The sequence below is a fragment of the Gilliamella sp. X-57 genome, assembly GCF_057063565.1.
Genome location: NZ_JBXSQI010000002.1, coordinates 70,914 through 95,156 on the forward strand (window position 1 = coordinate 70,914; position 24,243 = coordinate 95,156).

The following is a 24,243-nucleotide window of genomic DNA, read 5'->3' on the forward strand; positions in this document are numbered from 1 at the left end:
AATTTCCATAAAATAAATATAGATTGTAATCAAGGATTGAAAGCATGCGAAGGAATAGCCGTTTGATGGCCTGTCATAAATTACAGGTAATTACAAAACAAAAACTATCCGTTTTAAGTTTTTCTAATTCGCAAATATTTTGCGATTGCCATTGCTCAAAATCAAGGTTTCTATCTTTCCTTATCAGACGACAATTTATCGGTATTAGCTTGTTATTAATTTTTAATAGCAATGTTGTAAGTGCTGTAAATACGGAAAATACCTATGTTGTAGAAACAGCTAATGTTATTATGGGTAGCGCACCTTATATAAGTTTTGATGGAGGTAGAACCAAAATATCAAGCACTGAAGATACGCTTTGGATGAGTTATAAAATGGGTAATAAAACTTTTCGATATACCCCAGCAAACAATCCCTCGTCACCACAAAATCCTATTTTATTACCAGAGTCGTTCAAAACGTTTGCCGATATTGATTCGGTCGTGCCTAAAAATTAATCAATACCGGATTGGGCAGAACTTCATGAGCAAGAAATACAATTTAATAGCCGTGACAATAGAGAATATTTTTTTGATGATGATGGCGACAAGATTAAGTCAGGAGCCGGCGAGCTAACACTAATCATAGCTGATAACGGAGATCATCTAGTTGATGAAGATTGGTGGATAAGTGAGCCTCAATTTGGTTATAAGCGTAGTGATCCTATTGATCCTTGCCGTTATAGCTATAGATTGATTTTAAAGTCTAGCATTTCATCAGTTACGACCGAATTAGGGATACCATCTGAGTCTTCAGGGGTGCCTGAAAATGTCTGGAAGCAGGACAGATGGTCTTTTGAGAAACTATTTATTGTACATGTTAAACCTACAGTTTCTAATCCCTACGTCTGTTGGGCATTTCCAATATACCAAGATCCAAGAGCTGATCATATAGGAAAGGAGTGGAAATCAGGCACTATTGATATTGACGATCCAAACGATATTTATTTGTATAGAGGGCGAAAGAGAGGGTTTTTACTGCAAAATATTAACCAGCCTTCGTCTAACTTTCCAACCATTGCCGGCGATTCTTTACAGTTTACTTTAACCGTTGCCGGTATCTTGCATAACGAACTAAGTTATAGTAAACAGCCAGCAAATTCGAATATTAATTTAACTATTAATGGCGTGGGTGAATATGATGATATTACGTACTATGGTCGATTCCCTAATGAGGCTATAATTACTCTATTAGGACCCAAAGAAGGGCAATCAGACACATCTTTCACCCCTACAACTTTTATAATTTATGCTGATAAAGCTAAAACTAAACCTATATATAGTTTTACAATCAGTCAATGGATCATTAAATCAAATTACAATCAGCCAACATTTAAAGAAAGTAGTGCATACTGTGAACGTATAGGGTATAGACTTCCGACTATACCAGAGTTAACCAATATGAAAAATCCTAAACTGGATTGGAATCAAGGTTATCCTCCTAGTCGTGAGGAATATGTGGCTCAAGCTCAACTTAAAGGGGGATTCTATCCTGAATGGGGGAGTCGAGAATTATGGCGACTTCCTTGGGGATCAAATACTGAGGTTTGGGTAAGCAATCATCATAAAAATGATAACTATTACTTAGTTGATTCGTATGGACGAATATCTTCAAAGCCAATGACAGCAAAAGCGGGACGGACGTTTTGTATCTCACCGTAATATTGAAAAGGTAGTTTTTCTGCAATAAAAAAAACGAATAAAATTTATTTGGTTATCATTTTAATTTTTAGATGAAATCAACCGCCATGTAGGCGGTTTCATTTATTGATGTTTCACAATAAAACAACAGTGAATCTGTTTGTTACGTTTAAAATCAAGCGATAGCGTTTTATTGGTAATTTCTTGATAGGTTAAACCTAGGTTTTGCATACCAACACTATCCATTTTAAAACCACGCTTATTATTCGAAAAGATAATTGTTCCATTAGGACGTAACAAGCGTTTTAAATCGGTCATCAATTTTAGGTGATCACGCTGAACATCAAAGGTTTCGTGCATGCGTTTCGAGTTTGAAAATGTAGGCGGATCGATAAAAATTAAATCGAATTGCTCATCAGCCTGAGATAAATAGAGCAAACAATCAGCCTGAATTAATCGATGTTTTTTACCCGTTAAACCGTTTTGTTTTAAATTGCGATCAGCCCATTCCAAATAGGTGCGTGACATATCGACCGTGGTGGTTGATTTTGCTCCGCCAAGTCCGGCATAAACTGTTGCGCTACCTGTATAGGCAAATAGATTTAAAAAGTCCTTGCCGGCACTCATTTCACCAATCATTTTTCGTGCTAAGCGATGATCTAAAAACAAGCCGGTATCTAAATAATCGGTCACATTGACCCAAAATGCGGTTTTGCGTTGATTAATTGGGTATTCATGTACTAAAAAATAGTCCTGCTTTTGCCCAAGCTTTTGGTATTGCTGTTTACCTTTTTGCTTTTCACGCGTTTTTAATACTAGCTGATCGGCAGTAAGTTCAAGTACTGACATGGTTGCATTGATAATATCAAAAAGTCGCTGGCGCGTTTTTTGTGGATCAATATTTTTAGGTGCGGCATATTCTTGCATTACTATTTTATCTTTATAACGATCGATAGCAACGTTGTATTCAGGTAAATCCGCATCATAAAGTCGATAGCATTCTAGCTGTTCTTGAGCCGCCCATTTTTCTAACTTTTGTCTATTTTTGCGTAATCGATTAGCAAAGTCTGTAGCTGGCAACGTTGGATTATTGATTGGATGTTCAGTGTTACGCTGAGCAATGACATAATTTTTTTGTATACAGTCCAGCGGACCATTTTTGGCTTTGAATTGTCTGTCTGCTCGCATTTGTAAGCAATCTAATAATTGTGGTGCGCCGCTAAATAGCGATAATTTCCACCCACCAAAATTTTGTTTAATTTGTTGACCGAGTGCCGTATGCAAAGCAATAAGTGCTGGCTCACTTTCTAAGCGTTCGCCATAAGGTGGATTGCTAATAATCATACCGGTTGTTTGTGCTAGTAATGGATTACTTAATTGCGTTACATCTTGCACTGAAAACGTAATTAAATCACCCACACCTGCTTGGATGGCATTTTGTTTGGCTCGTTCAAGTACTGCTGAGTTATTATCGTAACCAATAAAAGGGGTATTGGGTTTGCAAACATTTTGTTTGGCTGAAAATAATAGCTCATTCCATAAAGTTGGATTAAAGCCTTTCCAAGCAAAAAATCCCCATTGTTTGCGTTGTAATCCCGGTGGGATTTTTGATGCAATCATAGCGGCTTCAATCAGTAGCGTGCCCGAACCACACATTGGGTCAAGTAATGGTTCATCACTTTGCCAACCTGAACGCATAATAATGGCAGCAGCAAGGGTCTCTTTTAATGGTGCTTGCCCCGTTTGCTGGCGATAACCACGCTCATGTAAGCTATTACCACTCAAATCTAAAGACAGTGTGACATGGTTTTTATTTAAATAAGCATGAAGCCGAATATCTGGATCTTGCTTTGCTACATTGGGTCGTTGGTTGGTATTACGTAAAAAATGATCGACAATAGCATCTTTGATCTTAAGTGCACCATATTGGCTATTACGAATAAACTCATTAACACCAACAAAGTTAATCACAAAAGCGTTATCGACAGCAAAAATATCAGTCCATTTAATATTGAACACGCAAGAATACAGATCTAAATCGCTATAGATATCAAATTCGGCTATTGGCAATAAAATACGCGATGCTAAACGTGACCATAATAGTGATTGATATAAAGTTGTTTCGTTGGCATCAAAATAGACACCGCCTTGCGTAATCTTACAATTGGTTGAACCAATTTGTTCTAACTCTTTTTTTAATAACTCTTCAAGCCCGCGAGATGTGCTGGCAAATAGCGTTTTCATGCATAATCCACTTTACAATAAAATTGCTGGCATTATACCGACTAATTGCAATAGTGGGAAATAAAGGCTGAATTTAACAAGAATATTGTTTAATGAGTGATAATAATTTTGTAAGGAAGTTTAATGAAATCTATACATTTAAGTACAGATAAAATTTGTAATTTTACTTATCAAAAAATATTTGATAAGTGCATTGATTTTATTTTTTTGTGGATTCTGGAGGTTGCACTGTTTTAGAGAGTAATGACAATACTTTTCCATTCTCAAGATAGGGTGATAGTGGTAGTTTTTATAATTTTGATGACAAATAGTCAAAACAAGCCAAAGCAGAATCAGCCCAATATAAAGCTGATAGGGCTGAATTAGGTTTAGTCAAATATTAAAAAGTCAGTATGAACATTATTGGTTAACCAAACGCCATTATCAGCTAGATAAAACTTAAAGCCTTGTTGATGCATTAGTAAGGCTTTTACCTTTAATACAATAGATTTACCGTGGCGTTTCCCTACAGTATTAGCTGTCTGTTCATTAATAGATAAATGGACATAATGGCGATCACCTGCAATTAATCCTTGTTTTTTTATTGAATCAATAAAGCGCGTTGCTGTACCATGATATAAAAATTCGGGTGGTACTTGTTCAACATACTTAATTTTAACTTGTTGAGTTGAATGTCCTTGTGCTGCGCGTATTTTTAAACCATCTTCTGAAATCATAAAACGTCTTTTATCGCTTGTTTTGACAACTTCTTCGATTAATTCTTTGGTAAGTGATTCACCATGTTGATTAGCTTGTAGGATCAAGATATTAATATCGACCCATCCTTCAGTATCTAAGGTTATACCAATAGCTTCTGGTTGATGTCTTAAAATATAACTTAAAAATTTACTCGTTTTATTTAATTGATTGTTCATGTTTTATATCCTTTATTCTTCCTATCAACTATTATAGATCTTATCAATCCCTTTAAAAACTCGTAAGTCATACCCTTTTATAGCCGATTGTGGTTTAGGGATAGGCTTGTTCCCTTGAGCTATGTAACTGACAACATAAAATTTATACTGATATTAATTGCATTCCTTTTGCAATGGTTGGCTTTTCCTTTTGCATATCCAATCAATAAATCATTTAAAAACAAATATTTTTTATTTTAACGGTATAGAATCCTGAATTATTTTTACATGTGTAGTATCGGAAGGCACGATTGCTATTTGCGGTGAAGACGATCACACGCATTTGGTAAGTAAAATGGGTATGAAACGTTAATCATGCCCAATTGCATAGTTTAAATCTACAAGGCAAGTTCCACAATCGACGTTAATCAAAATAAGTTTAGTAAAAACCGTGCATCTCAAACATTAATAAAACATCGATTCAGCGTTAATGATTGTACAATGTTTAATGGGTTTTATTGTGCCTTTAATAATGTCACACAGTAAGGTAGCTGACTGTTTCCCCATTTTAAACAAAGGTTTACAAATTTTGCATAAACTATCTAATTCATTGTATTTAAGTTCTTTAGAGGCACTAAAATACGATATCGTAAGTGGTTTAGTCAGTTTTGCTTTACTTTCATTGGCTTGATGTAATGTTCCCAAAACCATGCAATCAGGTGAACGATGATGTTGCTCTTTAAAATGATTTTCGTGTAAGTAATTTAAGCTAAAGTTATCGGCACAAATCACAGCAGTGGGTGTTTTTGTGCCGTTTATTAATTTTTTAATAGCTGATCTAGCATGTTGATAGGTAAAGCAGCCTTGAATAATATACCTGGGTTCGATAGTAATATTTGCGCGTAACAAAGCTTGCTTATAACCTTGCTGCAAAAGTACTGAATTCATCGTTTTGTCATCATTAAGTAAAATGGCAATTTGGTTATGATGATTATCAATCAAATATTGCGTCATTTGATACCCAATGAATAAATGGTCAAAGTGAACACAAACAAAATCAAGTGAAAAATGATTAACTAATACAATGGGGGGTAATGTGCTTTTATAAGAGAACAGTGTTTTTAAGTATGGGGCATCATTGATAATAATAATCCCATCAAAGGCATTTTGTGCCACATAACGAATAATATGATGGATATCACTTTTTTTATTATAAGGAAACTGCAGATAAAACAGTTGATACTGTTCTTCTTTTAAAACTTGCTCTAAACCAATATTGATTAAGCTTTTTGAAAACAGTTGGTTATCAATAATTAATATTTTTTTACTATTATGTATTGGTTGATAAGGGTTGAAGTTTTTTGATGTGTCCATATTTAACGCCTCAATAGCTTGATAAACACGTAACTGAGTTTGAGGCGATGTCAAATGTGGCTTTTTTAACACTCGAGAAACTGAAGCAACAGAAATATTGGCTTTTTTGGCAATCGTTGATAGGGTAATTTTTGTCATAATTACGCTTAAAAGTGGATTAAAGTGACTTATTACTTTACCGATATCAGGTTGATTTGTAAGCGATCAAATTTTGTTTTGTCGATCTATGTTCCAAAATATCTATGACAGATATCTAAAGAAGTTTAAATGGATATGTTTTATTAAAGCATGGCATAAATAATATAACCATATTATATAGTGTGGACGATCTACTTACTTGAATAAAAGAATGATTATTAAAAATTTAGATACAGATTAGTGTTTTATTCTATTAACAAAAAAGATAGAATCAAGCCATACTAAAATAAAATGGATAAAAGGAATTTTATATGAAACTGAAATTTTTATTGGGTGCAATTTTATTTATGTTTAGTTATTGTGCCTGGGGGCAATTACTTGATATTAACCCTAAATATTGTGGTGAACCATTTTTTATGAGTGTTGATATGCACCAATTGCAACAAGATTGCGCTAGAAACGAAGATGAATATCATCAACTCGATAAAAAAGAAAAGCTAAAATATGATAGCCGTTGCCCACTCAACAATTTGAAATTTGATTTTAAACAGTTAGATAAATTAATCGATGATGATCCTATTGTCTATAATGGTAATGATTTTCAACTAAAATTAAGCATTAGCCCAACTAATCCTAAGAATAAAAACGAGGAAGATTTACCTAATTCAGGGCGAGATATTACGTTATCTTTAATCAGCAAAAATCAGGTAATTGATAAGCTTTTTTTAGCAAATAACTCTTTTTCTAATAATCCTACTCTTTGGAATGGCTATCAGCATTACTATATTGCCCCAAGTGGCGATATTTACACATTATTGTCAATAAAATCAGAACCGATTGAGTCTGAGTCAGGGACGTTTCCTACATTATGGAAGCATTACAATATTGACTCGAGTAATATGAAATTTGGGCTTAAAGAAATGCAAATTAACATGCCAGAAGCAACTTATCAAATTATTTATCCTAACCAATTTAATACTAAATTTCACGAAGGTGCTGTTGAATATGGTTTAACATTAGAAGAGTCCATTGCACTGTTTAATCAATCAGCTAAAAATGGATCTTCTGATTATAGTCTTGATTTTAGAGTCTATCGTTATTATCAAGATCAGCTAAAAGAGAAAGTAAAGCAGCTTGATAATAAAAAACAACAGCAAGATTCATTGCTGGCATTGGAACAAAATATAAATACAGCGTGTTTAATTACACCAGCGCCGATTTATGAAAGTGATATTGAACCTTATTTAGATAAAGTTTTGACTTGCTTAATTGATCAACATCGGCAGGCAATCAAACACGTGGAAGATGAGTTAGCCAATTAGTATTATTTGGCAATCAATATAATAAGTAAGTATAAATTTTATTAGTAAAGATAATTCGTTATTGGTGAAGACTAAAAAATTCTCTTATTTGTTTGAATAGTCAAATAACCTGTGAAAATGTAAACTGCTAAATTCATTTTCGAGTATTATCAAAAGCTCAGTATCAACAAAGCCATCTTAATGATGGCTTATCGTTTTAATGTTCAGAATCACAGTCAATTAAAATCTATTCATCTAATGCTATTGTCATGTATCTTTTTCCGCTATCTTTGACAATATAGTGATATAATTACCGCTAAATTTTTTATTGGGTTTATAAATATGTCTGCATGGAATATTGCTATTGTGGGGGCGACAGGCCAAGTTGGCTCTGCGCTAGTTGAGTTGCTACAGCAATGTAGTTTACAAGACGGTAGTCTAAAAATTGAAAATCTCTATCTAGTAGGTAGCGATAACAGTGCTGGTGAAATTGTTCGTTTTGCTGGCAAAAATTTAACAGTGATTGACAGTACACAAATGGACTGGAGCGAGTGCCATTTTGCTTTTTTTGTTGCTGATGCTAAAACCAGTGAAAAGTATGCGCAAGTCGCAGCACAATCGGGGTGTATAGTGATTGATGCAAGTGGTTATTTTGCTCAGCAAGATCATATTCCATTAGTGGTACCTAAAGTTAATAATAGTGTATTGACCGAATACCGTAATGAAAACATTATCGCCGTTGCTAGTGCCACTGTATGTCAGTTGTTGCGTTGTGTTGCTTCGTTAACTGATATGGAATTATTAACAAATTTACATGCGACTAGTTTTATCCCAGCATCATTGTATGGCAAATCTGGCGTGGATGAACTGGCAGGGCAAAGTGCTCGCTTGTTAAATGGTATGCCGGTTGATAATCAACTGTTTGATAAGCAATTAGCTTTTAATCTATTACCGGTATCGCACGAACATCACGATGCAATACTCGGAGAAAAATCCCAAGTTGATCAAATCCGTAAAGTATTGAGTAATTATGAACTTCCTGTCTCTATCGAGTCAGTGATTGTGCCCGTGTTTTATGGCGTGTCACAAGCCATTAATGTATCAAGTAGTTTGCCAATTGAATTAGATATGGCACGCTTTGATGAATTTGGTGTTGAAGTGCAAGGCGATAATTTGCCAACGCCAGTGACCGAAGTCAGTACCGAATCAGAACACAATTTGGTTATAAAATTGGCGAATTTAAGACACAGTTATGGTCATTATGAACAAATTCAATTTTGGTCAGTGGCCGATAATATCCGTTATTTAGGGGCATTGATGTTAATTGAGACGCTTGAGATACTGATTAATGACTACCTGTAAAATTGCCCTGGGTATTGAATATGATGGCAGTGGTTATTTTGGCTGGCAACGCCAGCAATCTGTCGATTCTATTCAAGAGCGGCTAGAATCTGCGTTATCCATTATTGCTAATGCGCCAATCAACGTATTTTGCGCCGGTCGAACCGATGCTGGCGTGCATGCGACAGGACAAGTAGTGCATTTTGAAACCCAAGCTGCGCGTTCACCGAGTGCTTGGACAATGGGGGTTAATTCGCATTTACCTGATAATATTGCCGTGCGCTGGTCACAAATAGTTGAGGATAGTTTTCATGCAAGGTTTAGTGCGACAGCTCGACGTTACCGTTATGTGATCTATAATCATCGCTATCGCCCTGCGATTTTAGCTAAAGGGGTGTCACATTATTATTTGCCATTAAACGAAATATTAATGCACCAAGCTGCGCAGTATTTATTAGGTGAAAACGACTTTTCATCATTTCGAGCGGCTCAATGCCAATCAAGAACGCCTTGGCGTAATATTCATCACATTGAAGTGATAAGACAAGGTGCATATATTATTGTTGATATTAAAGCCAATGCATTTGTGCACCATATGGTACGCAATATTGTGGGGAGTTTACTTGAAGTTGGTGCGGGTAATCAGCGTCCAGAGTGGATTGATGAACTTTTGCAAGCTAAGGACAGAACGCAAGCTGCCGCAACAGCAAAACCAGAAGGATTATATTTAGTTCAGGTGGATTATCCATCCGAATACCAAATACCCGATCCGAGTTTAGGTCCATTATTTTTAAAATAAGCAACGTAGCTTAGCAATAAATTCAATTTAGAACAAAAGATGAATGTAATGAATACTGATCGAACAAGCACAAACAAAGATTATAAAAATCAAGATACGAAAAAATCAAATCTGCACAATATCAAGCTTCCACCGCACTCGATCGAAGCTGAACAAGCGGTACTGGGTAGCTTGATGCTTGATAATCAACGTTGGGATGCGGTATCTGAAATGATCACTGAGCGGGATTTTTACTCACGTCATCATCAATTGATTTTTTCTGAAATGCATACCTTGGTCAGCAAAGGGACACCAATTGATTTAATTACCCTTTCTGAAAGTCTTGAAAGTAAAGACCTATTAGCCGATGTAGGTGGTTTTGCTTATTTGGCGGAGCTTTCTAAAAACACGCCAAGTGCGATTAATGTTGTTGCTTATAGCGATATTATTCGCCAACAAGCGATTTTGCGGGAATTAATCAGCGCATCAAATGATATTGCTGATAACTGTTATGCCACCGAAGGGCGCGATAGTACCGAAATTTTAGACTTGGCGGAAAGTAAAATCTTCCAAATTGCTGAAAGCCGGACTAAACAAGGCGAAGGCCCAAAAAGTATTACCGAAGTCTTAGAAGCAACGGTAGCTAAGATCGAAGAATTGTTCCAACGCCCGCATGATGGTGTGACAGGGGTTTCAACCGGTTATATTGATTTAGATAAAAAAACGGCTGGTTTACAGCGTTCTGATTTAATTATTATTGCAGCAAGGCCATCAATGGGTAAAACCACATTTGCCATGAATTTGTGTGAAAATGCTGCCCTAGAGCAAGAAAAGCCAGTATTAATATTCAGCTTAGAAATGCCATCAGAACAAATTATGATGCGTATGTTAGCGTCACTTTCGCGTGTTGACCAAACCCGAATTAGAACAGGGCAACTACAAGACGATGATTGGGCAAGAATTTCAAGCACTATGGGCTTATTGCTGGAAAAGAAAAATATCTATATTGATGATTCATCAGGCTTAACGCCAATGGAGTTACGCTCAAGAGCCAGACGTATTTATCGTGAGCATAAAGGGTTAAGTATGATTATGGTCGATTACTTACAATTAATGCGTGTGCCGAATATTTCTGAAAACCGAACATTAGAAATTGCCGAAATATCGCGCTCACTAAAAGCCTTGGCGAAAGAGTTACAAATTCCTGTTGTTGCACTTTCACAGCTTAACCGTAGCTTAGAGCAACGTGCTGATAAAAGACCGGTTAACTCAGATTTACGTGAATCGGGATCTATTGAACAAGATGCCGATGTGATTATGTTTATCTATCGTGACGAGGTGTATAACGAAGCATCTGAACATAAAGGTATTGCCGAAATCATTTTAGGAAAACAACGAAACGGTCCAATTGGTAAAGTACGATTAAAATTCCAAGGTCAGTTTTCACGTTTTGATAATTATGCAGATAACAGTAAATATCTGGATGATGAGTAAAAATTAAAAGTAATAAGCATCAATAACAGCGTAAATAGGGTTACAACTCTATTTACGCTGTTTTTTATCGCCATTAAAAAGCAGTTTTAAAAGCGGTTTCAATAGTAGAAAAAAAATCACTTTAACGGTGCACTTTTTTGTGAGCAACAAACAGATAAGTTTGGGCAAATAAAAAAAGAGTTGCTTGTAAAATAACGATACAAGCGCTGGTTGACGCATCTACATAGTAACTTATCAAGGTTCCCATCACCGTTGAAAATGTCGAAACCAATACGGCAATCACTAACATCCATTCAAAGCGTTTACTTAACGAAAAAGCAGTTATGCCCGGTGCTATCAACATCGCAATAACTAAAATCATCCCAGCGACTTTTAATGATCCTACAATAGTTAAAGCCAGAACACTCAACAAACCGTAATGTAGTAACTTAACGGGTAGTCCTACAACTTTAGCCTGCACAGGATCGAAGCAATAGAGCATCAGATCACGGCGTTTAATAATAATTAAAAGCGACACAATTACAGCAATAAAGATGATCTGTTTAAGCTCGTCATAACTGGTGCCAAGCACACTACCAAATAGAATATGATTTAAATGTTGCGACGTATCCACCTTAGAAAATAATACTAAACCGAAAGCAAACATCCCTGAAAACACAATCCCCATGACCGTATCTTCTTTGATGCGACTGTTTTCTTTAATATAACCTGTTGCAACCGAGCAAAATAGACCTGAAGCAAAAGCACCAATGATAATCGGGATACCTGCTACATATGCCAGCACAATGCCGGGTAAAACCGCATGCGAAATCGCATCCCCCATTAACGACCAGCCTTTTAACACTAAAAAACAAGATAGTAGGGCACACACAATACCGGTTGCTAACGAAGCTAAGATTGCGCGTTGAATAAGAGGAAGAGTAAGCGGATAATAGATATATTCCCAAAACTCTGTCATACCTGCCTCCCCTTATGTAAACGGCTTTGGCGGATCCTAAGGCGATTTACAATTAACCCTTGCTGCGGAGCAAATAAGAATGCAGCAATAAATATTAGCGTTTGCAACGTAACAATAACGCCACCAGTTTCACCATTTAAAAAGTAACTGATCCAAGCACCAATAGCACTTGTTACAGCGCCAATTAGCACCGAAATAATCAATAAGTGCGAAAATCGGTTAGTCAATAAGTAAGCGGTTGCACCAGGTGTAACAACCATAGCAATTACTAAAATGGCGCCAACAGTTTGCAGTGCCGCAACAGTGCAGGCGCTTAAAATGGTAAAAAATAGGATTTTTAATGGTAGTGGTTTTAATCCAATGGATCGGGCATGGGTTTCATCAAAAAAAACGACTAACAAATCCTTCCAAAAAAAGAAAAGTAATATAAATGACACCAAAATAATGATTTGCACTTGCCACATATCACTATCATCAATCCCTAGAATATTACCAAATATAATGGTTTGCGCATTGATTGATGTTGGATTGAGCGAAATAATTAACAAACCGACAGCAAAAAAGGTTGAAAAGATAAAACCGATAATGGCATCTGCTTTTAATCGCGTAAAGGCACGTACGAGCGTAATTGCCAGTGCAGCGAGTAATCCGGTAAAAAAAGCACCAACAGAATAAGGCACCCCCAACGCATAAGCCCCTGCAACTCCCGGCACAACAGAATGCGAAAGCGCATCGCCCATGAGTGACCAACCTTTTAACATTAAAAAAGCCGATAAAAAAGCACAGGCAGCACCCACAATACTACTTACCCAAATTGCTTTTAACATAAAACCGTAGGTGAATGGTTCAAGTAACAGTTCCATTTATTATTACCCTTTTGGTTCATTATCGTGATGGTTAACTAGCAAATCTCGATGAGGTGAGTCATGCTTACCTTCCCCATAAAAAATTGCAGCACGTTCATCATCGGTTAAGATCGATACTTTACGAGGATCTTCATCATCGTGCAATTGTTCGCCCGACAAACTCAGATAACGCAGCGCACCACCAAAGGTAGTCATTAAATTTTGTGGTGTAAAGGTTGTTTTAGTTGGACCAAAGGCCAAAACAGTTTGATTAATTAATACCACTTGATCGCAAAATTCAGGCACACTACCTAAGTTATGAGTTGAAACTAAAATCAAATGGCCTTCTTTACGCAGATCTTTCAACAGATCAATAATGGCATTTTCCGTTTTAACATCAACCCCAGTAAAGGGTTCATCTAACAACAGCACTTTACCTTGCTGAGCTAACGCTCGAGCTAAAAATACCCGTTTTTTTTGCCCACCTGATAGCTCACCAATTTGACGATGCTTAAAATCGAGCATATTAACGCGTTCAAGGGCAAGATCGACCTGTTTTTTATCTTCTTTACTTGGAATACGCAAAAAGGACATATGTCCATATCGCCCCATCATGACCACATCTGATACGAGCACAGGAAAATCCCAATCGACTTCTTCGGTTTGTGGCACATAGGCAATGATATTTTGTTTTAAGGTCTGCTTAACTGACATATCATTAAATGTGACATGACCACGAGTTGGACGAACCATGCCCATAATGCTCTTAAATAACGTCGATTTACCGCTACCATTAACGCCGACTAACGCGCAAATAGTGCCACCATTTAAGCGAAAGCTAGCATCATAAATTGCGGTATGACCATTATTATAAGTCACGGTGATATCATCAACATTCAAGCAAATTTGAGTCATTATTTTTCAAATCCTTTAGCGATAGTTTCAACGGTCACTTTGAGTAGATCAATATAAGTGGGTACAGGGCCATCTTTAGTTGAAAGTGAATCGACATATAAAACGCCACCATATTTAATATTGGTTTCTTTACTAACTTGTTTGGCGGGCTTATCTGAAATAGTACTCTCACTAAAAATAACAGGAATATCATTTGCTCTAACTAAGTCAATTAAATGCCTAACTTGCTGAGGGGTGCCTTGTTGCTCAGCATTGATTGGCCAAAGGTAAGCTTCTTTCAAATTATAGTCACGAGCCAAATAACTAAACGCACCTTCACTGGTGACTAACCAACGCTTGGCTTCAGGAATTTTAGCTAAACGCTCACGTAATGGTGCATCAAGTGCTTTGATTTTAGCAATATAATCGGCTGCATTTTTATTATAGATCGTGGCATTTTGCGGATCATATTTAACAAACGCTGCACGGATATTTTCAACATAAGTTAAAGCCAACGTTGGTGACATCCAAGCATGCGGATTCGGGTTACCTTTATAACTGCCTTCTTGAATTGGCATCGGCTCAATACCCTCTGTCACGACAACCGAAGGTACATCTTTAACGTCTTCAAAAAAACGTTTAAACCAAAGTTCTAAATTAAGACCATTCCATAATACTAAATCGGCAGAAAGCACTTTAGTAATGTCTTTGGGGGTGGGATCGTATTCATGAATTTCAGCCCCGACTTTGGTAATTGACTCAACATCAGCAGCATCACCAGCAACATTTTGCGCAATATCTTGAATAATGGTAAAGGTGGTTACCACTTTAAATTTTTTTTCTACCGCATGGGCAGATGCGCACACACCCATTAAAATAATCAACGAGGCTAAAATAGCGCTTAAAATTTTCAAAAAATTGAACTTCATTAGCGACTCCTTGCGTTTAACATATAATCAAATAGCGAGACACGAATGATTAGCCGTAACAAATCAAGAAAATATCTTTTTTATTTAATTACTTGTAATGATGAAACATGATGACTAATTCATAATAACAATTAACTTAAACGTTAATGATAATTATTATTATTTGAGAAATAAAAGTCAAATCCTTTTTAAAACTTACTATTTCTATTAACTGGTTACCTAGTTATGTCTTTAATTCATTTTATATAAAACTAAAATAAATAGTAGCTAATTCCATCTATTTAAATGATAGTTACAGTAGAAAAAAATGATCAAATGAATTGGCATAAACCACATATTTTTAACTATGTGGTTTATGGATTTTAGGGAAATGTGAAAGTAATTTTATTGGTAAATCGTTAATTTAGAAAGAAAAACGATATCCTCCATTGACTTGTAATAAATCAAATCGGCTACCCGGTGAGCTTTCTAAATCCAAATAAATATTATGTTGTTGATTCAACTGTGCAGTTATACCTACCCCATTATTCCACCAATTGCCTTTGAATGAATGCTTTTCTTTACTTGTATTTAATTTATAGTAAGTATCACCATTAAATTCTCTAACAATTCCTGTTTTAGCATAGATATTGATATTATTGTTGTCTGAATTGATCTCGTATCCAAATAATGCAGATGCTCGACCAATTAACGAATTATAATTGCCTAATTTTACTTTAAGTCCGTTGGTAGCATTAATTGATGTAGCATTTTGGTGACTGTAAGACAATTGAGATTGGGGTTCAATATAAAAATCATTCAATTTAAATTTCTGACCTAGCTCCAAAGATAAACCAAGTCCATTGGTATGACCTGTTCCTTGAACATGATTATTGGCTGTATCTTTAACCTTAAAGTGATTTTTTTGACGAGCATATTTGGCAACACCATCAACATAAAATCCGTCATTGTTTAAATAAGTTGCGTAAAGACCAGTATTAAATGATTTTAAAGATCCGTCCCCTTTGCGATAATCTGGATCACCATAAGTTTGTCCAACAAAAGCACCGACTACAAAAGGTGAGTCTTCAGATAACTGTTTATCTGCACCAAATTGAAATCCATGATAGCTCATATCAAATTTACTTAATTTACCGCCAGAAAATGAATCCAACTTACCAGAAAAACCGCGTAACCAAACATCACCAAACTGTCCACTTGTTCGAATATCACCAAGGCGTTTGAGTAAAGTTTGGGTTTCAATATAGCTCATTAAATAATTACTGTTAAGAAACCCAGCACTAGCCATTGCTGATGAAGTAATAGTAGGATGAGCTGTTAACACATAATTGTTACCCTCTTTATTTAGGGAATATTGATAACCACCAAGTTCAACATTATGATTTGTCTTAAACTCAGCAGTACTTGTGGCATTATTATCAATTTCGACTAAAGTTAATTTTTCTTTACCTGTGGTATTAGACGCTCCATTATTTGTTAAATTTAGGGTATGAGTTCCCTCTGCGGATATGGGACGGTTTGTGTCAGCTGATTTTGAAATAATAATTTTATCGCTTTTCTCTGCAGCAATGTCGGTACGTAAATCAAAACTTGATTCACCTTTTAAATTCTCAATGGTTAACTCTACATAGTTACCATTAGAATTATCATTAACAAATTTTATCGAACCTTGTCCAGATAGTTCGGTAAGATAAGAATCTTCATCGGTTATTTCCCAAGAAGCGCCTTTGGCAAGATTCATTTTTATAACTCCAGTGGTATCAGGATTACCACTATTAGGATCATCTGGATCGCCAAATCCTGACACTCGACCTACAATTTTGGAACCGGAGGCTAAATCTAATATAATTGTTCCTCCAAAGCTTGCATCGATATCGCCATTAATTATTGATTTATTATTGATTCTTAAGACCCCATTTTCAATAGAACTAATATTACCATCAATAAATGATTTGCCATTTAATGTTAAATTTCCATCAGAAATAAAAATAGTATCTGACCATTCACGATCGTTAACGCTTAATGTTGTTTTTCCATTAACGATGATGGTTGAATCTCCAAGTAAAGAAATTGCATCAGAATCATGTCCTTGCATATGAATTGTAAGATCACCATTAAAAATAGTGGAAGATGTAGAAGGAGTTGAAGGAAAAGAATCTAGCCCTGCAATTGTTACGCCATCTTCTATGCGATTAGCTTCTCTTTGGATATTGATCGTGACATTTTTTTCAAAAACAGTATTGCTATTAGCAAATATAAAGATACCTGAAGATATTTCCCCATTGACTTTGTTTAAATTGTGAGTAACAGGAATATTAACTTCATTTGTATATGTCTGATTTCCTTGTAGCTCAAGTGCATTTACTACTAATGGTGTGGCTAGGGATAATCCTAAAATTATTTTATTTTTCATCTAATAATTTCCTTTCTTCTATAATTAATGGCAGTCTAACAATAAAACAATTATTGTTCAATAATTAATCTCAACAGGATTATTACCTTATAGATTTTTAACAATATCATTAATTAGTCATTTTGACTTGAATCTTTAATTAACGAGAGTATAAGGGTAAATAAATAGTTCCTTTTTAATCCAAATAAAATAGGGGGGGATTAGTATGAAATTACGAAAGGTGATGATTATCGGCGTGGGTAATGTTGGATCAACAACAGCCTATACATTGGTTAACCGAGGTATTTGTGAAGAAATCACACTCGTTGACCTCAATAAAGAGCTAGCCTATGGACATGCGCAAGATTTATTAGATGCCGCAGCTTATCGACAAAATATGGTCAAAGTTAGCTTGCGTGAATCGACTGATTGCGCTGACATAGATATTGCCATTATCACCGTTACATCAGGCATTGCCCAAAAAAGCCGAGCCGAAGAGCTTGCAGGAACCTCAAAAATTATTGCCAGCATAGTACCTAATATGATGAAAAATGGTTTTAAAGGCATATTTTTAATTGCAACCAACCCTTGCGACGCTATCACATATCAAGTCTGGAAACTATCAGGGCTACCGCGTCATCGCGTAATTGGTACAGGGGTATGGCTTGATACGGTACGATTACGTCGATTATTGGGCGAAAAAATGGACATAGGACCACAAAGCATCGACGCCTTTATTGTGGGCGAACATGGTGATTCACAGTTTCCAGTTTGGTCTCATTCATCAGTTTATGGTATTAATTTAAATGATTTACAAAAAAACAAAATAGATTTTGACGAAGTGGGCAGCCAAGCTCGAAAAATGGGCTTTGAAATTGCGAATCGAAAACACTGCACCGAATATGGTATTGCCAGCACTATCACAGAAATCTGCCAACATATATTCACCAATAGTCACCGAGCATTAGCGCTCAGTTGCATTTTAAACGGAGAATATGGCTATAAATATGTTGCTATTGGTGTACCGGCGATTCTTGATCAACATGGAATCAAAAAAATCATAGAGCTTGATTTTACCGAAAGCGAAAAACAGCTATTTGAAAAAAGTATTAATATTGTTAAAGGCTATATTGATCATATCAAATTACCGTAGTACAAGTTGTTTTTATTATTGCTCAATTGGCGCACTAACCTAGCGTTATCCATTGGTGGCGTCATTGTATGCACAATACGCCACGAACAAGGTTTTTATTACTATCATAGAAGAAATAGTTTTGGAGTATAACGGCTAATCTTCTAAGATGATTTTAAGTTGGTTTTTAAGTTGATGATACTCTGCATCACTTAAAAAATGGTAACGGGTATCTCTGATATAGCCGGCAATTTTTTTATATGTATTAAGATGCTCAGATACGGGATAGCAAGCAATATAATCATTAAAAGCAGCAACATCGGCAATGTCTGCAAACTGCTTTTTATCGAGGTTGTTTAAATAGCCTTTAAGGTCAAGGGTTTGGCAGTTTGGCGTATGTTCTTCTCGCCAGAATTGATTGTTTTTAAACTGGTAAGTTAACTTTGCATTCTTTTCATAATCATAATGATTATCTTTGACATCAATAAAATAACCTAGTTCATAATTGGCATTGATATGCACATAAAATAAATTATTAAGCACTAAAGATGAATAAAAGAACAAATGATCTTCATGCCCAGTTTTAGCTGACAAAATAAGCGCATCTAAATATTTTCCGTTTTCATCGAAGGCATTGAGTATGGTTAAATCCTCCATAATGCCTTCACCTTCACTATCAAAGGTAAAACTATAGAGTACAAATCGAATATTATTGATTTCAAAACGACCAATAGCGGTGAGATCTTTTAATGTAAAATAACGTCGTTCTTTATCTAGGGGATTATCATAATATTGATAATCATCATCATCAAAATGAAAAAATTTGCTATCTACAAATTTACCTTTAGGTAGCGAATGAGTATCAAACGGCATAGATAACACAGGTAAACTTTGGTAAAAATCATCAAAAGTGGCAAAATGCTCTCTATGTTTATATTGAGATGATGCAGTTTGAGTATTAGCGAACGTATAATTAGTATTAAACCAACTAAACAACAATATAGTTAATAACAATGGTATTTTTTTCATGGTTGTAGTTTTCCTTGTTATTTCCTTTTATCAGTGGGATATTGCACACTATTATTTCTTATTTTAATTTTGCATATTAAATCGATACTCTGTATAGAGTTATTAAAATCAATCACAATCAACATGCAACCTTTTTTTAGCACATTGCACACACTCAAACAAATAACCAACAAGCGCCCCGTCTTTCGATAAAGACGATTTTATCAATTCATCGGGATAGTCTTGGATGTCATCTAAGATTTCATCAAAATAGGGTTCAATATCTTTGGCACCAACATAACCAATAAAAGCACAAGGTTCATTACAATGTGATAACCAAACTTCTTGTTGCCATGATGAATAACTTGGGGTTTTTAATACTATTTCGTCTAACATTTCGGGCGGGACATCTTCTACACCATAATTATCATTGAATTGACCCTGATATTTTTCTGCAGCCGACCCATCGGCAATACACCATGGGCAGATATAATCAGGATCTTCAACACAATAAGGTACCAAATTATATTTTATTGTTCGTTTTTGATTACAAACGGAACAAATCCCCTCTTCATTAACAAAAATATCGAGTTGATATGCATTTGGATGATATTTAAACGTAGGCAGGCACATCTTAAATTCCTTCAATATTATAATAGTAATTATTATTATATAATTTAAGTGAGTTTGATACAAAATGATAAAATATTACAGCATGTTAATTAATGATTTTATCTAACTGATTATTGTGGAAACAGACGTTTAAACCGTATACTAAGGTTATTTATGAAAAATAGGATATTAGCAATTTACCATTGTTAGTTATTATTCATCAGGAATAGACAACGATTATCTTATGACGTTCCTCATAATCATAGTTTATCATTCTGGGTTGATGATTATGGCGGTGATGCAATCTATTTTTATAGAAAACAAAAAATGAAAAAAGTTAACAGGGAGTTATCTACCCTCAAAATATATATTCTGTAATTAACGTAAAACTTTATCATTTAACTGTTTCGATCATTTTTAACAAGTTAATGCTAAACATCTAATTTGAATTTATATATAATGTTGACCCAATAACTAAGATTTTAGATATTAACTTCGGAGCCCTCTCATGCAGCAGTTTCGTCCTATCCGCCGTGCTTTACTTAGTGTGTCCGATAAAACCGGTATTTTAGAGTTTGCCAAAGCCTTATCAGAACGAAATGTGGAACTTCTTTCAACAGGGAGGACGGCAAAATTGTTAATGGAAAACCAGATACCGGTAACGGAAGTTTCTGACTATACCGGATTTCCTGAAATGATGGATGGGCGAGTTAAAACGTTACATCCCAAAATTCATGGCGCCATTTTAGGGCGACGAGGGATTGATGATGACGTGATGCAACAACATCAAATTACGCCAATCGATATGGTGGTTGTCAATCTTTACCCATTTGCACAAACGGTTGCTAAAGCCAATTGCACGTTAGAAGACGCCGTTGAAAATATTGATATTGGTGGCCCAACGATGGTGCGATCTGCTGCCAAAAATCATAAAGATGTTACCATTGTGGTTGATTGTGATGATTATGCCAATATCATTAACATGATGGATGATAACCAAAATTCCCTTTCTTTTGAATATCGTTTTAACCTTGCTATAAAAGCCTTTGAACATACGGCTAAATATGACGGCATGATTGCCAACTATTTTGGGCAATTAGTCCCCCCTTATATGGGCGAAACCAATGAGCCATCGGGCGAGTTTCCTAGAACGTTAAATCTACAATTTATTAAAAAACAGAATATGCGTTACGGCGAAAACGCCCATCAACAAGCGGCTTTTTATGTTGAACAAGATGTCAAAGAAGCCTCGATTGCAACGGCAAAGCAACTGCAAGGTAAAGCGCTTTCTTATAATAATATTGCTGATACTGATGCTGCACTTGAATGCGTAAAATCATTTGACGAGCCCGCTTGTGTGATTGTAAAACATGCCAACCCTTGTGGTGTTGCCGTTAGCGATAACATTTTAAACGCTTATGAAAAAGCCTTTAAAACCGACCCCACTTCAGCTTTTGGTGGCATTATTGCGTTTAATAGAGCGTTAGATGCTAAAACTGCTCAAGCGATTGTTGATAAACAATTTGTTGAAGTGATTATTGCACCTTCAGTTAGTCAAGAAGCACTGATCATCATTCAAGCTAAAAAAAATGTGCGCGTGCTTGAATGTGGTGAGTGGTCAACATCAGCGTCAGCAAGTTTAGATTTTAAACGTGTCAATGGTGGTTTGTTAGTGCAAGATCGTGATTTAGGCATGATATCGCCAGATGCATTAACGGTAGTCACCAAACGTAAGCCAACCGACCAAGAGCTTTCTGATGCGCTATTTTGTTGGAAAGTGGCTAAATTTGTTAAATCAAATGCCATTGTTTATGCAAAAGATAACATGACAATTGGTATTGGTGCAGGGCAAATGAGCCGAGTTTATTCCGCAAAAATCGCTGGCATTAAAGCGCAAGACGAAAATCTAGACGTTGCTGGTTCTGTTGTTGCATCAGATGCGTTTTTCCCATTTAGAGATGGGATCGATGCCGCTGCCGCAGCAGGCGTCACTTGTGTAATTCAGCCCGGTGGATCGATTCGTGATGACGAAGTGATCCAAGCGGCCAATGAACACAATATTGCAATGATATTTACGCATATGCGCCATTTTAGGCACTAATTTTAGACCTTAATAGGGCGACCTTGTTTATTATTAAAAAGACATCATTAAAGGATCTTTTATGAAAGTTTTAGTCATTGGTAATGGTGGGCGCGAACATGCACTTGCTTGGAAAATTGCACAATCACCATTGGTTTCTAAAGTCTTTGTTGCGCCAGGCAATGCCGGTACTTCCCTAGAGCCTAGCTTAGAAAATATCAACATCAAAGCTACCGACGTAAGTGGTCTGCTTAGTTTTGCTCAGCAAGAACAAATCGATTTAACTATAGTGGGGCCCGAAGCCCCGTTAGTAATTGGCATTGTTGATAGTTTCCAAAAAGCGGGATTAAAAATCTTTGGACCAACTAAAGCCGCTGCACAACTTGAAGGGTCAAAAGCCTTTACTAAAGACTTCTTAGCTCGCCACAAAATCCCCACCGCAGAATATCAAAACTTTACCGAAGTTGCTCCAGCCATTGCCTATATTCGTGAAAAGGGTGCACCGATTGTGATTAAGGCTGATGGGCTAGCCGCTGGTAAAGGGGTAATTGTTGCTATGACAGTGAAAGAAGCCGAAGACGCTGTCCGTGATATGCTAGCTGGTAATGCCTTTGGTGATGCTGGTCACCGAGTAGTGATTGAAGAGTTTCTTGATGGTGAAGAAGCCAGCTTTATTGTCATGGTGGATGGCAAAAATGTCGAACCCATGGCAACAAGCCAAGATCATAAACGAGTTGGTGATGGTGATACAGGATTAAATACTGGTGGTATGGGGGCATATTCGCCAGCACCAGTGGTGAGTGATGCTGTTTTTAAACGAATAATGGATGAAATCATCTACCCGACGATCAATGGCATGGCGCAAGAAGGCAATGTTTATGTTGGCTTTTTATATGCGGGTGTAATGATTGATAAAGAAGGTAATCCAAAAGTTATTGAGTTTAATTGCCGATTTGGCGATCCCGAAACACAACCAATAATGATGCGAATGCAATCGGATCTAGTCAAACTCTGTTTGGCTGCGCTTGATGGCAAATTAGATACCGTAAAATCAAAATGGGATCCAAGACCTGCATTAGGAGTAGTCCTAGCAGCAGGCGGTTACCCAGGTGAGTATAATACCCAAGATGTGATCCTTGGACTACCGACAGAATCAACCGAAGATTGCAAAATTTTCCATGCGGGTACCAGTTTAGAAAAAGGTCGCATTTACACCAATGGCGGGCGTGTGCTATGCGTTACCGCATTAGGCAATACAATACTTGAAGCGCAACAGCGTACTTATGAGCAAATAAAAGATATTTATTGGCATGGCTGTTTTTATCGTAAAGACATTGGTTATCGTGCGATTGAGCGGGAACAAAACAAATAGCGGTGATTGGTTGTTTTTTGAAAAAACAACCAACTACTATCTAAAAATCAGTCAGAAAACGTATTGATTTATTTTTTTAAGAATTTTTTCAATTAAAACCTCTGCCAACCCTTTTTTTAACGATAATTTAAAATTAAATAAAATCAGTATATTAACAAATAGCTCAAAAAAAGGGTTTTCAAAGATGAAATTGTCGTTTATCTTTATACAGCAGGACTTATCGAATCTTAAGTTCTACTTTAACGCCGTATAGGCGGTTTAGAAACGATCCCCGTCTAATTCAGCCCGTGCTAGCCACTTTAACGCCGTATAGGCGGTTTAGAAATTTTTGCGGCCATGACTAAACCGCCGCCCGTTCTTTAACGCCGTATAGGCGGTTTAGAAAATTGTAAACAAAAATTTGCTGATTGTATTGATCTTTAACGCCGTATAGGCGGTTTAGAAAATCATCCCAACACCCATGCCAACTAACCAATACTTTAACGCCGTATAGGCGGTTTAGAAATCCCCTTTTTCTCCACTAATTTTAATCTTTACCTTTAACGCCGTATAGGCGGTTTAGAAATGATGGAAATTAATGTAGCGTTAAACCGCCATCTTTAACGCCGTATAGGCGGTTTAGAAAACGTTCGAAATTAACATGGCTCGTCATTGCGCCTTTAACGCCGTATAGGCGGTTTAGAAAAGCGATGCAAGCAACAGAGCGTTATTACATATCTTTAACGCCGTATAGGCGGTTTAGAAATGCCTCTGCTGCGAGTATTGATATTTCGTGATCT

General features: G+C 36.2%; 19 protein-coding genes and 1 CRISPR repeat array (1 of these 20 cut by a window edge). Of the genes, 9 read left to right on the plus strand and 10 right to left on the minus strand.

Annotated elements, in window-relative coordinates; translation table 11 throughout:
• Positions 1–209: 209 nt before the first annotated feature.
• Together ACYIAL_RS01580 and ACYIAL_RS01585 are read left to right on the plus strand one after the other, a co-directional pair.
• Positions 210–497: a hypothetical protein gene (locus ACYIAL_RS01580; RefSeq protein ID WP_483750790.1), complete on the plus strand. Its 288-nt coding sequence runs from the start codon at positions 210–212 to the stop codon at positions 495–497.
• Between the two features lie 234 nt (positions 498–731).
• A complete protein-coding gene (locus ACYIAL_RS01585) occupies positions 732–1,700 on the plus strand; it encodes a hypothetical protein (RefSeq protein ID WP_483750791.1) in 969 nt (322 codons plus the stop codon).
• A gap of 102 nt (positions 1,701–1,802) precedes the next feature.
• Here ACYIAL_RS01585 and rlmKL read toward each other — a convergent pair whose 3' ends face one another.
• The 3 genes from rlmKL to ACYIAL_RS01600 all read right to left on the minus strand — a co-directional run bounded on the left by rlmKL (position 1,803) and on the right by ACYIAL_RS01600 (position 6,328).
• Complete coding sequence (gene rlmKL / locus ACYIAL_RS01590) at positions 1,803–3,923, minus strand: bifunctional 23S rRNA (guanine(2069)-N(7))-methyltransferase RlmK/23S rRNA (guanine(2445)-N(2))-methyltransferase RlmL (protein ID WP_483748279.1); 2,121 nt, start codon at positions 3,921–3,923, stop codon at positions 1,803–1,805.
• 368 nt (positions 3,924–4,291) lie between these two features.
• Entirely contained in the window at positions 4,292–4,837 is a 546-nt protein-coding gene (gene kptA / locus ACYIAL_RS01595; RefSeq protein ID WP_483750792.1) for an RNA 2'-phosphotransferase, read from the minus strand.
• Between the two features lie 444 nt (positions 4,838–5,281).
• Entirely contained in the window at positions 5,282–6,328 is a 1,047-nt protein-coding gene (locus tag ACYIAL_RS01600; protein ID WP_483748281.1) for a LacI family DNA-binding transcriptional regulator, read from the minus strand.
• A gap of 311 nt (positions 6,329–6,639) precedes the next feature.
• Between ACYIAL_RS01600 and ACYIAL_RS01605 the strand changes: the two genes are divergently transcribed.
• The 4 genes from ACYIAL_RS01605 (at position 6,640) to dnaB (ending at position 11,242) form a co-directional block, all read left to right on the plus strand.
• The gene (locus ACYIAL_RS01605; RefSeq protein WP_483750793.1) at positions 6,640–7,650 is read left to right on the plus strand and encodes a hypothetical protein; all 1,011 of its coding nucleotides are present in this window, start codon (positions 6,640–6,642) and stop codon (positions 7,648–7,650) included.
• Positions 7,651–7,971: 321 nt separating this feature from the next.
• The gene (locus ACYIAL_RS01610; RefSeq protein WP_483750794.1) at positions 7,972–8,991 is read left to right on the plus strand and encodes an aspartate-semialdehyde dehydrogenase; all 1,020 of its coding nucleotides are present in this window, start codon (positions 7,972–7,974) and stop codon (positions 8,989–8,991) included.
• A complete protein-coding gene (gene truA / locus ACYIAL_RS01615) occupies positions 8,978–9,769 on the plus strand; it encodes a tRNA pseudouridine(38-40) synthase TruA (RefSeq protein WP_174797626.1) in 792 nt (263 codons plus the stop codon). Before ACYIAL_RS01610 ends, truA begins: the two co-directional genes overlap by 14 nt.
• 48 nt (positions 9,770–9,817) lie before the next feature.
• Complete coding sequence (dnaB, locus tag ACYIAL_RS01620; protein ID WP_075508148.1) at positions 9,818–11,242, plus strand: replicative DNA helicase; 1,425 nt, start codon at positions 9,818–9,820, stop codon at positions 11,240–11,242.
• A gap of 121 nt (positions 11,243–11,363) precedes the next feature.
• On the opposite strand, the gene ACYIAL_RS01625 is transcribed toward dnaB, so the two are convergent.
• From ACYIAL_RS01625 to ACYIAL_RS01645, 5 genes are all read right to left on the minus strand, one after another.
• A complete protein-coding gene (locus tag ACYIAL_RS01625; protein ID WP_483748284.1) occupies positions 11,364–12,200 on the minus strand; it encodes a metal ABC transporter permease in 837 nt (278 codons plus the stop codon).
• Complete coding sequence (locus ACYIAL_RS01630) at positions 12,197–13,063, minus strand: metal ABC transporter permease (RefSeq protein ID WP_174797628.1); 867 nt, start codon at positions 13,061–13,063, stop codon at positions 12,197–12,199. The genes ACYIAL_RS01625 and ACYIAL_RS01630 overlap by 4 nt, the downstream gene beginning before the upstream one ends.
• Positions 13,064–13,069: 6 nt before the next feature.
• Positions 13,070–13,960: a manganese/iron ABC transporter ATP-binding protein gene (locus ACYIAL_RS01635; RefSeq protein ID WP_174797629.1), complete on the minus strand. Its 891-nt coding sequence runs from the start codon at positions 13,958–13,960 to the stop codon at positions 13,070–13,072.
• Positions 13,960–14,811, minus strand: coding sequence for a metal ABC transporter substrate-binding protein (locus tag ACYIAL_RS01640; RefSeq protein ID WP_238786558.1), 852 nt, complete (start codon positions 14,809–14,811; stop codon positions 13,960–13,962). The genes ACYIAL_RS01635 and ACYIAL_RS01640 overlap by 1 nt, the downstream gene beginning before the upstream one ends.
• A 460-nt stretch (positions 14,812–15,271) precedes the next feature.
• The gene (locus ACYIAL_RS01645; protein WP_483750795.1) at positions 15,272–17,281 is read right to left on the minus strand and encodes an autotransporter outer membrane beta-barrel domain-containing protein; all 2,010 of its coding nucleotides are present in this window, start codon (positions 17,279–17,281) and stop codon (positions 15,272–15,274) included.
• Between the two features lie 205 nt (positions 17,282–17,486).
• On the opposite strand from ACYIAL_RS01645, the gene ACYIAL_RS01650 reads away from it, so the two are divergent.
• Positions 17,487–18,413, plus strand: coding sequence for an L-lactate dehydrogenase (locus tag ACYIAL_RS01650; RefSeq protein ID WP_174797632.1), 927 nt, complete (start codon positions 17,487–17,489; stop codon positions 18,411–18,413).
• Positions 18,414–18,548: 135 nt separating this feature from the next.
• Here ACYIAL_RS01650 and ACYIAL_RS01655 read toward each other — a convergent pair whose 3' ends face one another.
• Both ACYIAL_RS01655 and ACYIAL_RS01660 read right to left on the minus strand, forming a co-directional pair.
• Entirely contained in the window at positions 18,549–19,421 is an 873-nt protein-coding gene (locus ACYIAL_RS01655) for a hypothetical protein (RefSeq protein WP_174797641.1), read from the minus strand.
• A gap of 108 nt (positions 19,422–19,529) precedes the next feature.
• Positions 19,530–20,033, minus strand: coding sequence for a CbrC family protein (locus tag ACYIAL_RS01660; protein ID WP_174797642.1), 504 nt, complete (start codon positions 20,031–20,033; stop codon positions 19,530–19,532).
• A gap of 487 nt (positions 20,034–20,520) precedes the next feature.
• On the opposite strand from ACYIAL_RS01660, the gene purH reads away from it, so the two are divergent.
• Together purH and purD are read left to right on the plus strand one after the other, a co-directional pair.
• Entirely contained in the window at positions 20,521–22,113 is a 1,593-nt protein-coding gene (purH, locus tag ACYIAL_RS01665) for a bifunctional phosphoribosylaminoimidazolecarboxamide formyltransferase/IMP cyclohydrolase (protein ID WP_483750796.1), read from the plus strand.
• Positions 22,114–22,174: 61 nt separating this feature from the next.
• Positions 22,175–23,464, plus strand: coding sequence for a phosphoribosylamine--glycine ligase (gene purD / locus ACYIAL_RS01670; RefSeq protein ID WP_174797644.1), 1,290 nt, complete (start codon positions 22,175–22,177; stop codon positions 23,462–23,464).
• 237 nt (positions 23,465–23,701) lie between these two features.
• Positions 23,702–24,243: a CRISPR direct-repeat array (repeat unit 28 nt; unit sequence CTTTAACGCCGTATAGGCGGTTTAGAAA) (it continues 26 nt past the right edge of the window).

Bases quoted from the DNA above. Each gene is read 5' to 3' on its own strand.
- ACYIAL_RS01650 (WP_174797632.1), top strand. From the start codon at position 17,487: ATGAAATTACGAAAGGTGATGATTATCGGCGTGGGTAATGTTGGATCA.
- ACYIAL_RS01610 (WP_483750794.1), top strand. From the start codon at position 7,972: ATGTCTGCATGGAATATTGCTATTGTGGGGGCGACAGGCCAAGTTGGC.
- truA (WP_174797626.1), top strand. From the start codon at position 8,978: ATGACTACCTGTAAAATTGCCCTGGGTATTGAATATGATGGCAGTGGT.
- ACYIAL_RS01600 (WP_483748281.1), bottom strand. From the start codon at position 6,328: ATGACAAAAATTACCCTATCAACGATTGCCAAAAAAGCCAATATTTCT.
- ACYIAL_RS01655 (WP_174797641.1), bottom strand. From the start codon at position 19,421: ATGAAAAAAATACCATTGTTATTAACTATATTGTTGTTTAGTTGGTTT.
- ACYIAL_RS01605 (WP_483750793.1), top strand. From the start codon at position 6,640: ATGAAACTGAAATTTTTATTGGGTGCAATTTTATTTATGTTTAGTTAT.
- ACYIAL_RS01635 (WP_174797629.1), bottom strand. From the start codon at position 13,960: ATGACTCAAATTTGCTTGAATGTTGATGATATCACCGTGACTTATAAT.
- ACYIAL_RS01630 (WP_174797628.1), bottom strand. From the start codon at position 13,063: ATGGAACTGTTACTTGAACCATTCACCTACGGTTTTATGTTAAAAGCA.
- purD (WP_174797644.1), top strand. From the start codon at position 22,175: ATGAAAGTTTTAGTCATTGGTAATGGTGGGCGCGAACATGCACTTGCT.
- ACYIAL_RS01660 (WP_174797642.1), bottom strand. From the start codon at position 20,033: ATGTGCCTGCCTACGTTTAAATATCATCCAAATGCATATCAACTCGAT.
- dnaB (WP_075508148.1), top strand. From the start codon at position 9,818: ATGAATACTGATCGAACAAGCACAAACAAAGATTATAAAAATCAAGAT.
- kptA (WP_483750792.1), bottom strand. From the start codon at position 4,837: ATGAACAATCAATTAAATAAAACGAGTAAATTTTTAAGTTATATTTTA.
- purH (WP_483750796.1), top strand. From the start codon at position 20,521: ATGCAGCAGTTTCGTCCTATCCGCCGTGCTTTACTTAGTGTGTCCGAT.
- ACYIAL_RS01640 (WP_238786558.1), bottom strand. From the start codon at position 14,811: ATGGGTGTGTGCGCATCTGCCCATGCGGTAGAAAAAAAATTTAAAGTG.
- ACYIAL_RS01645 (WP_483750795.1), bottom strand. From the start codon at position 17,281: ATGAAAAATAAAATAATTTTAGGATTATCCCTAGCCACACCATTAGTA.
- ACYIAL_RS01625 (WP_483748284.1), bottom strand. From the start codon at position 12,200: ATGACAGAGTTTTGGGAATATATCTATTATCCGCTTACTCTTCCTCTT.
- rlmKL (WP_483748279.1), bottom strand. From the start codon at position 3,923: ATGAAAACGCTATTTGCCAGCACATCTCGCGGGCTTGAAGAGTTATTA.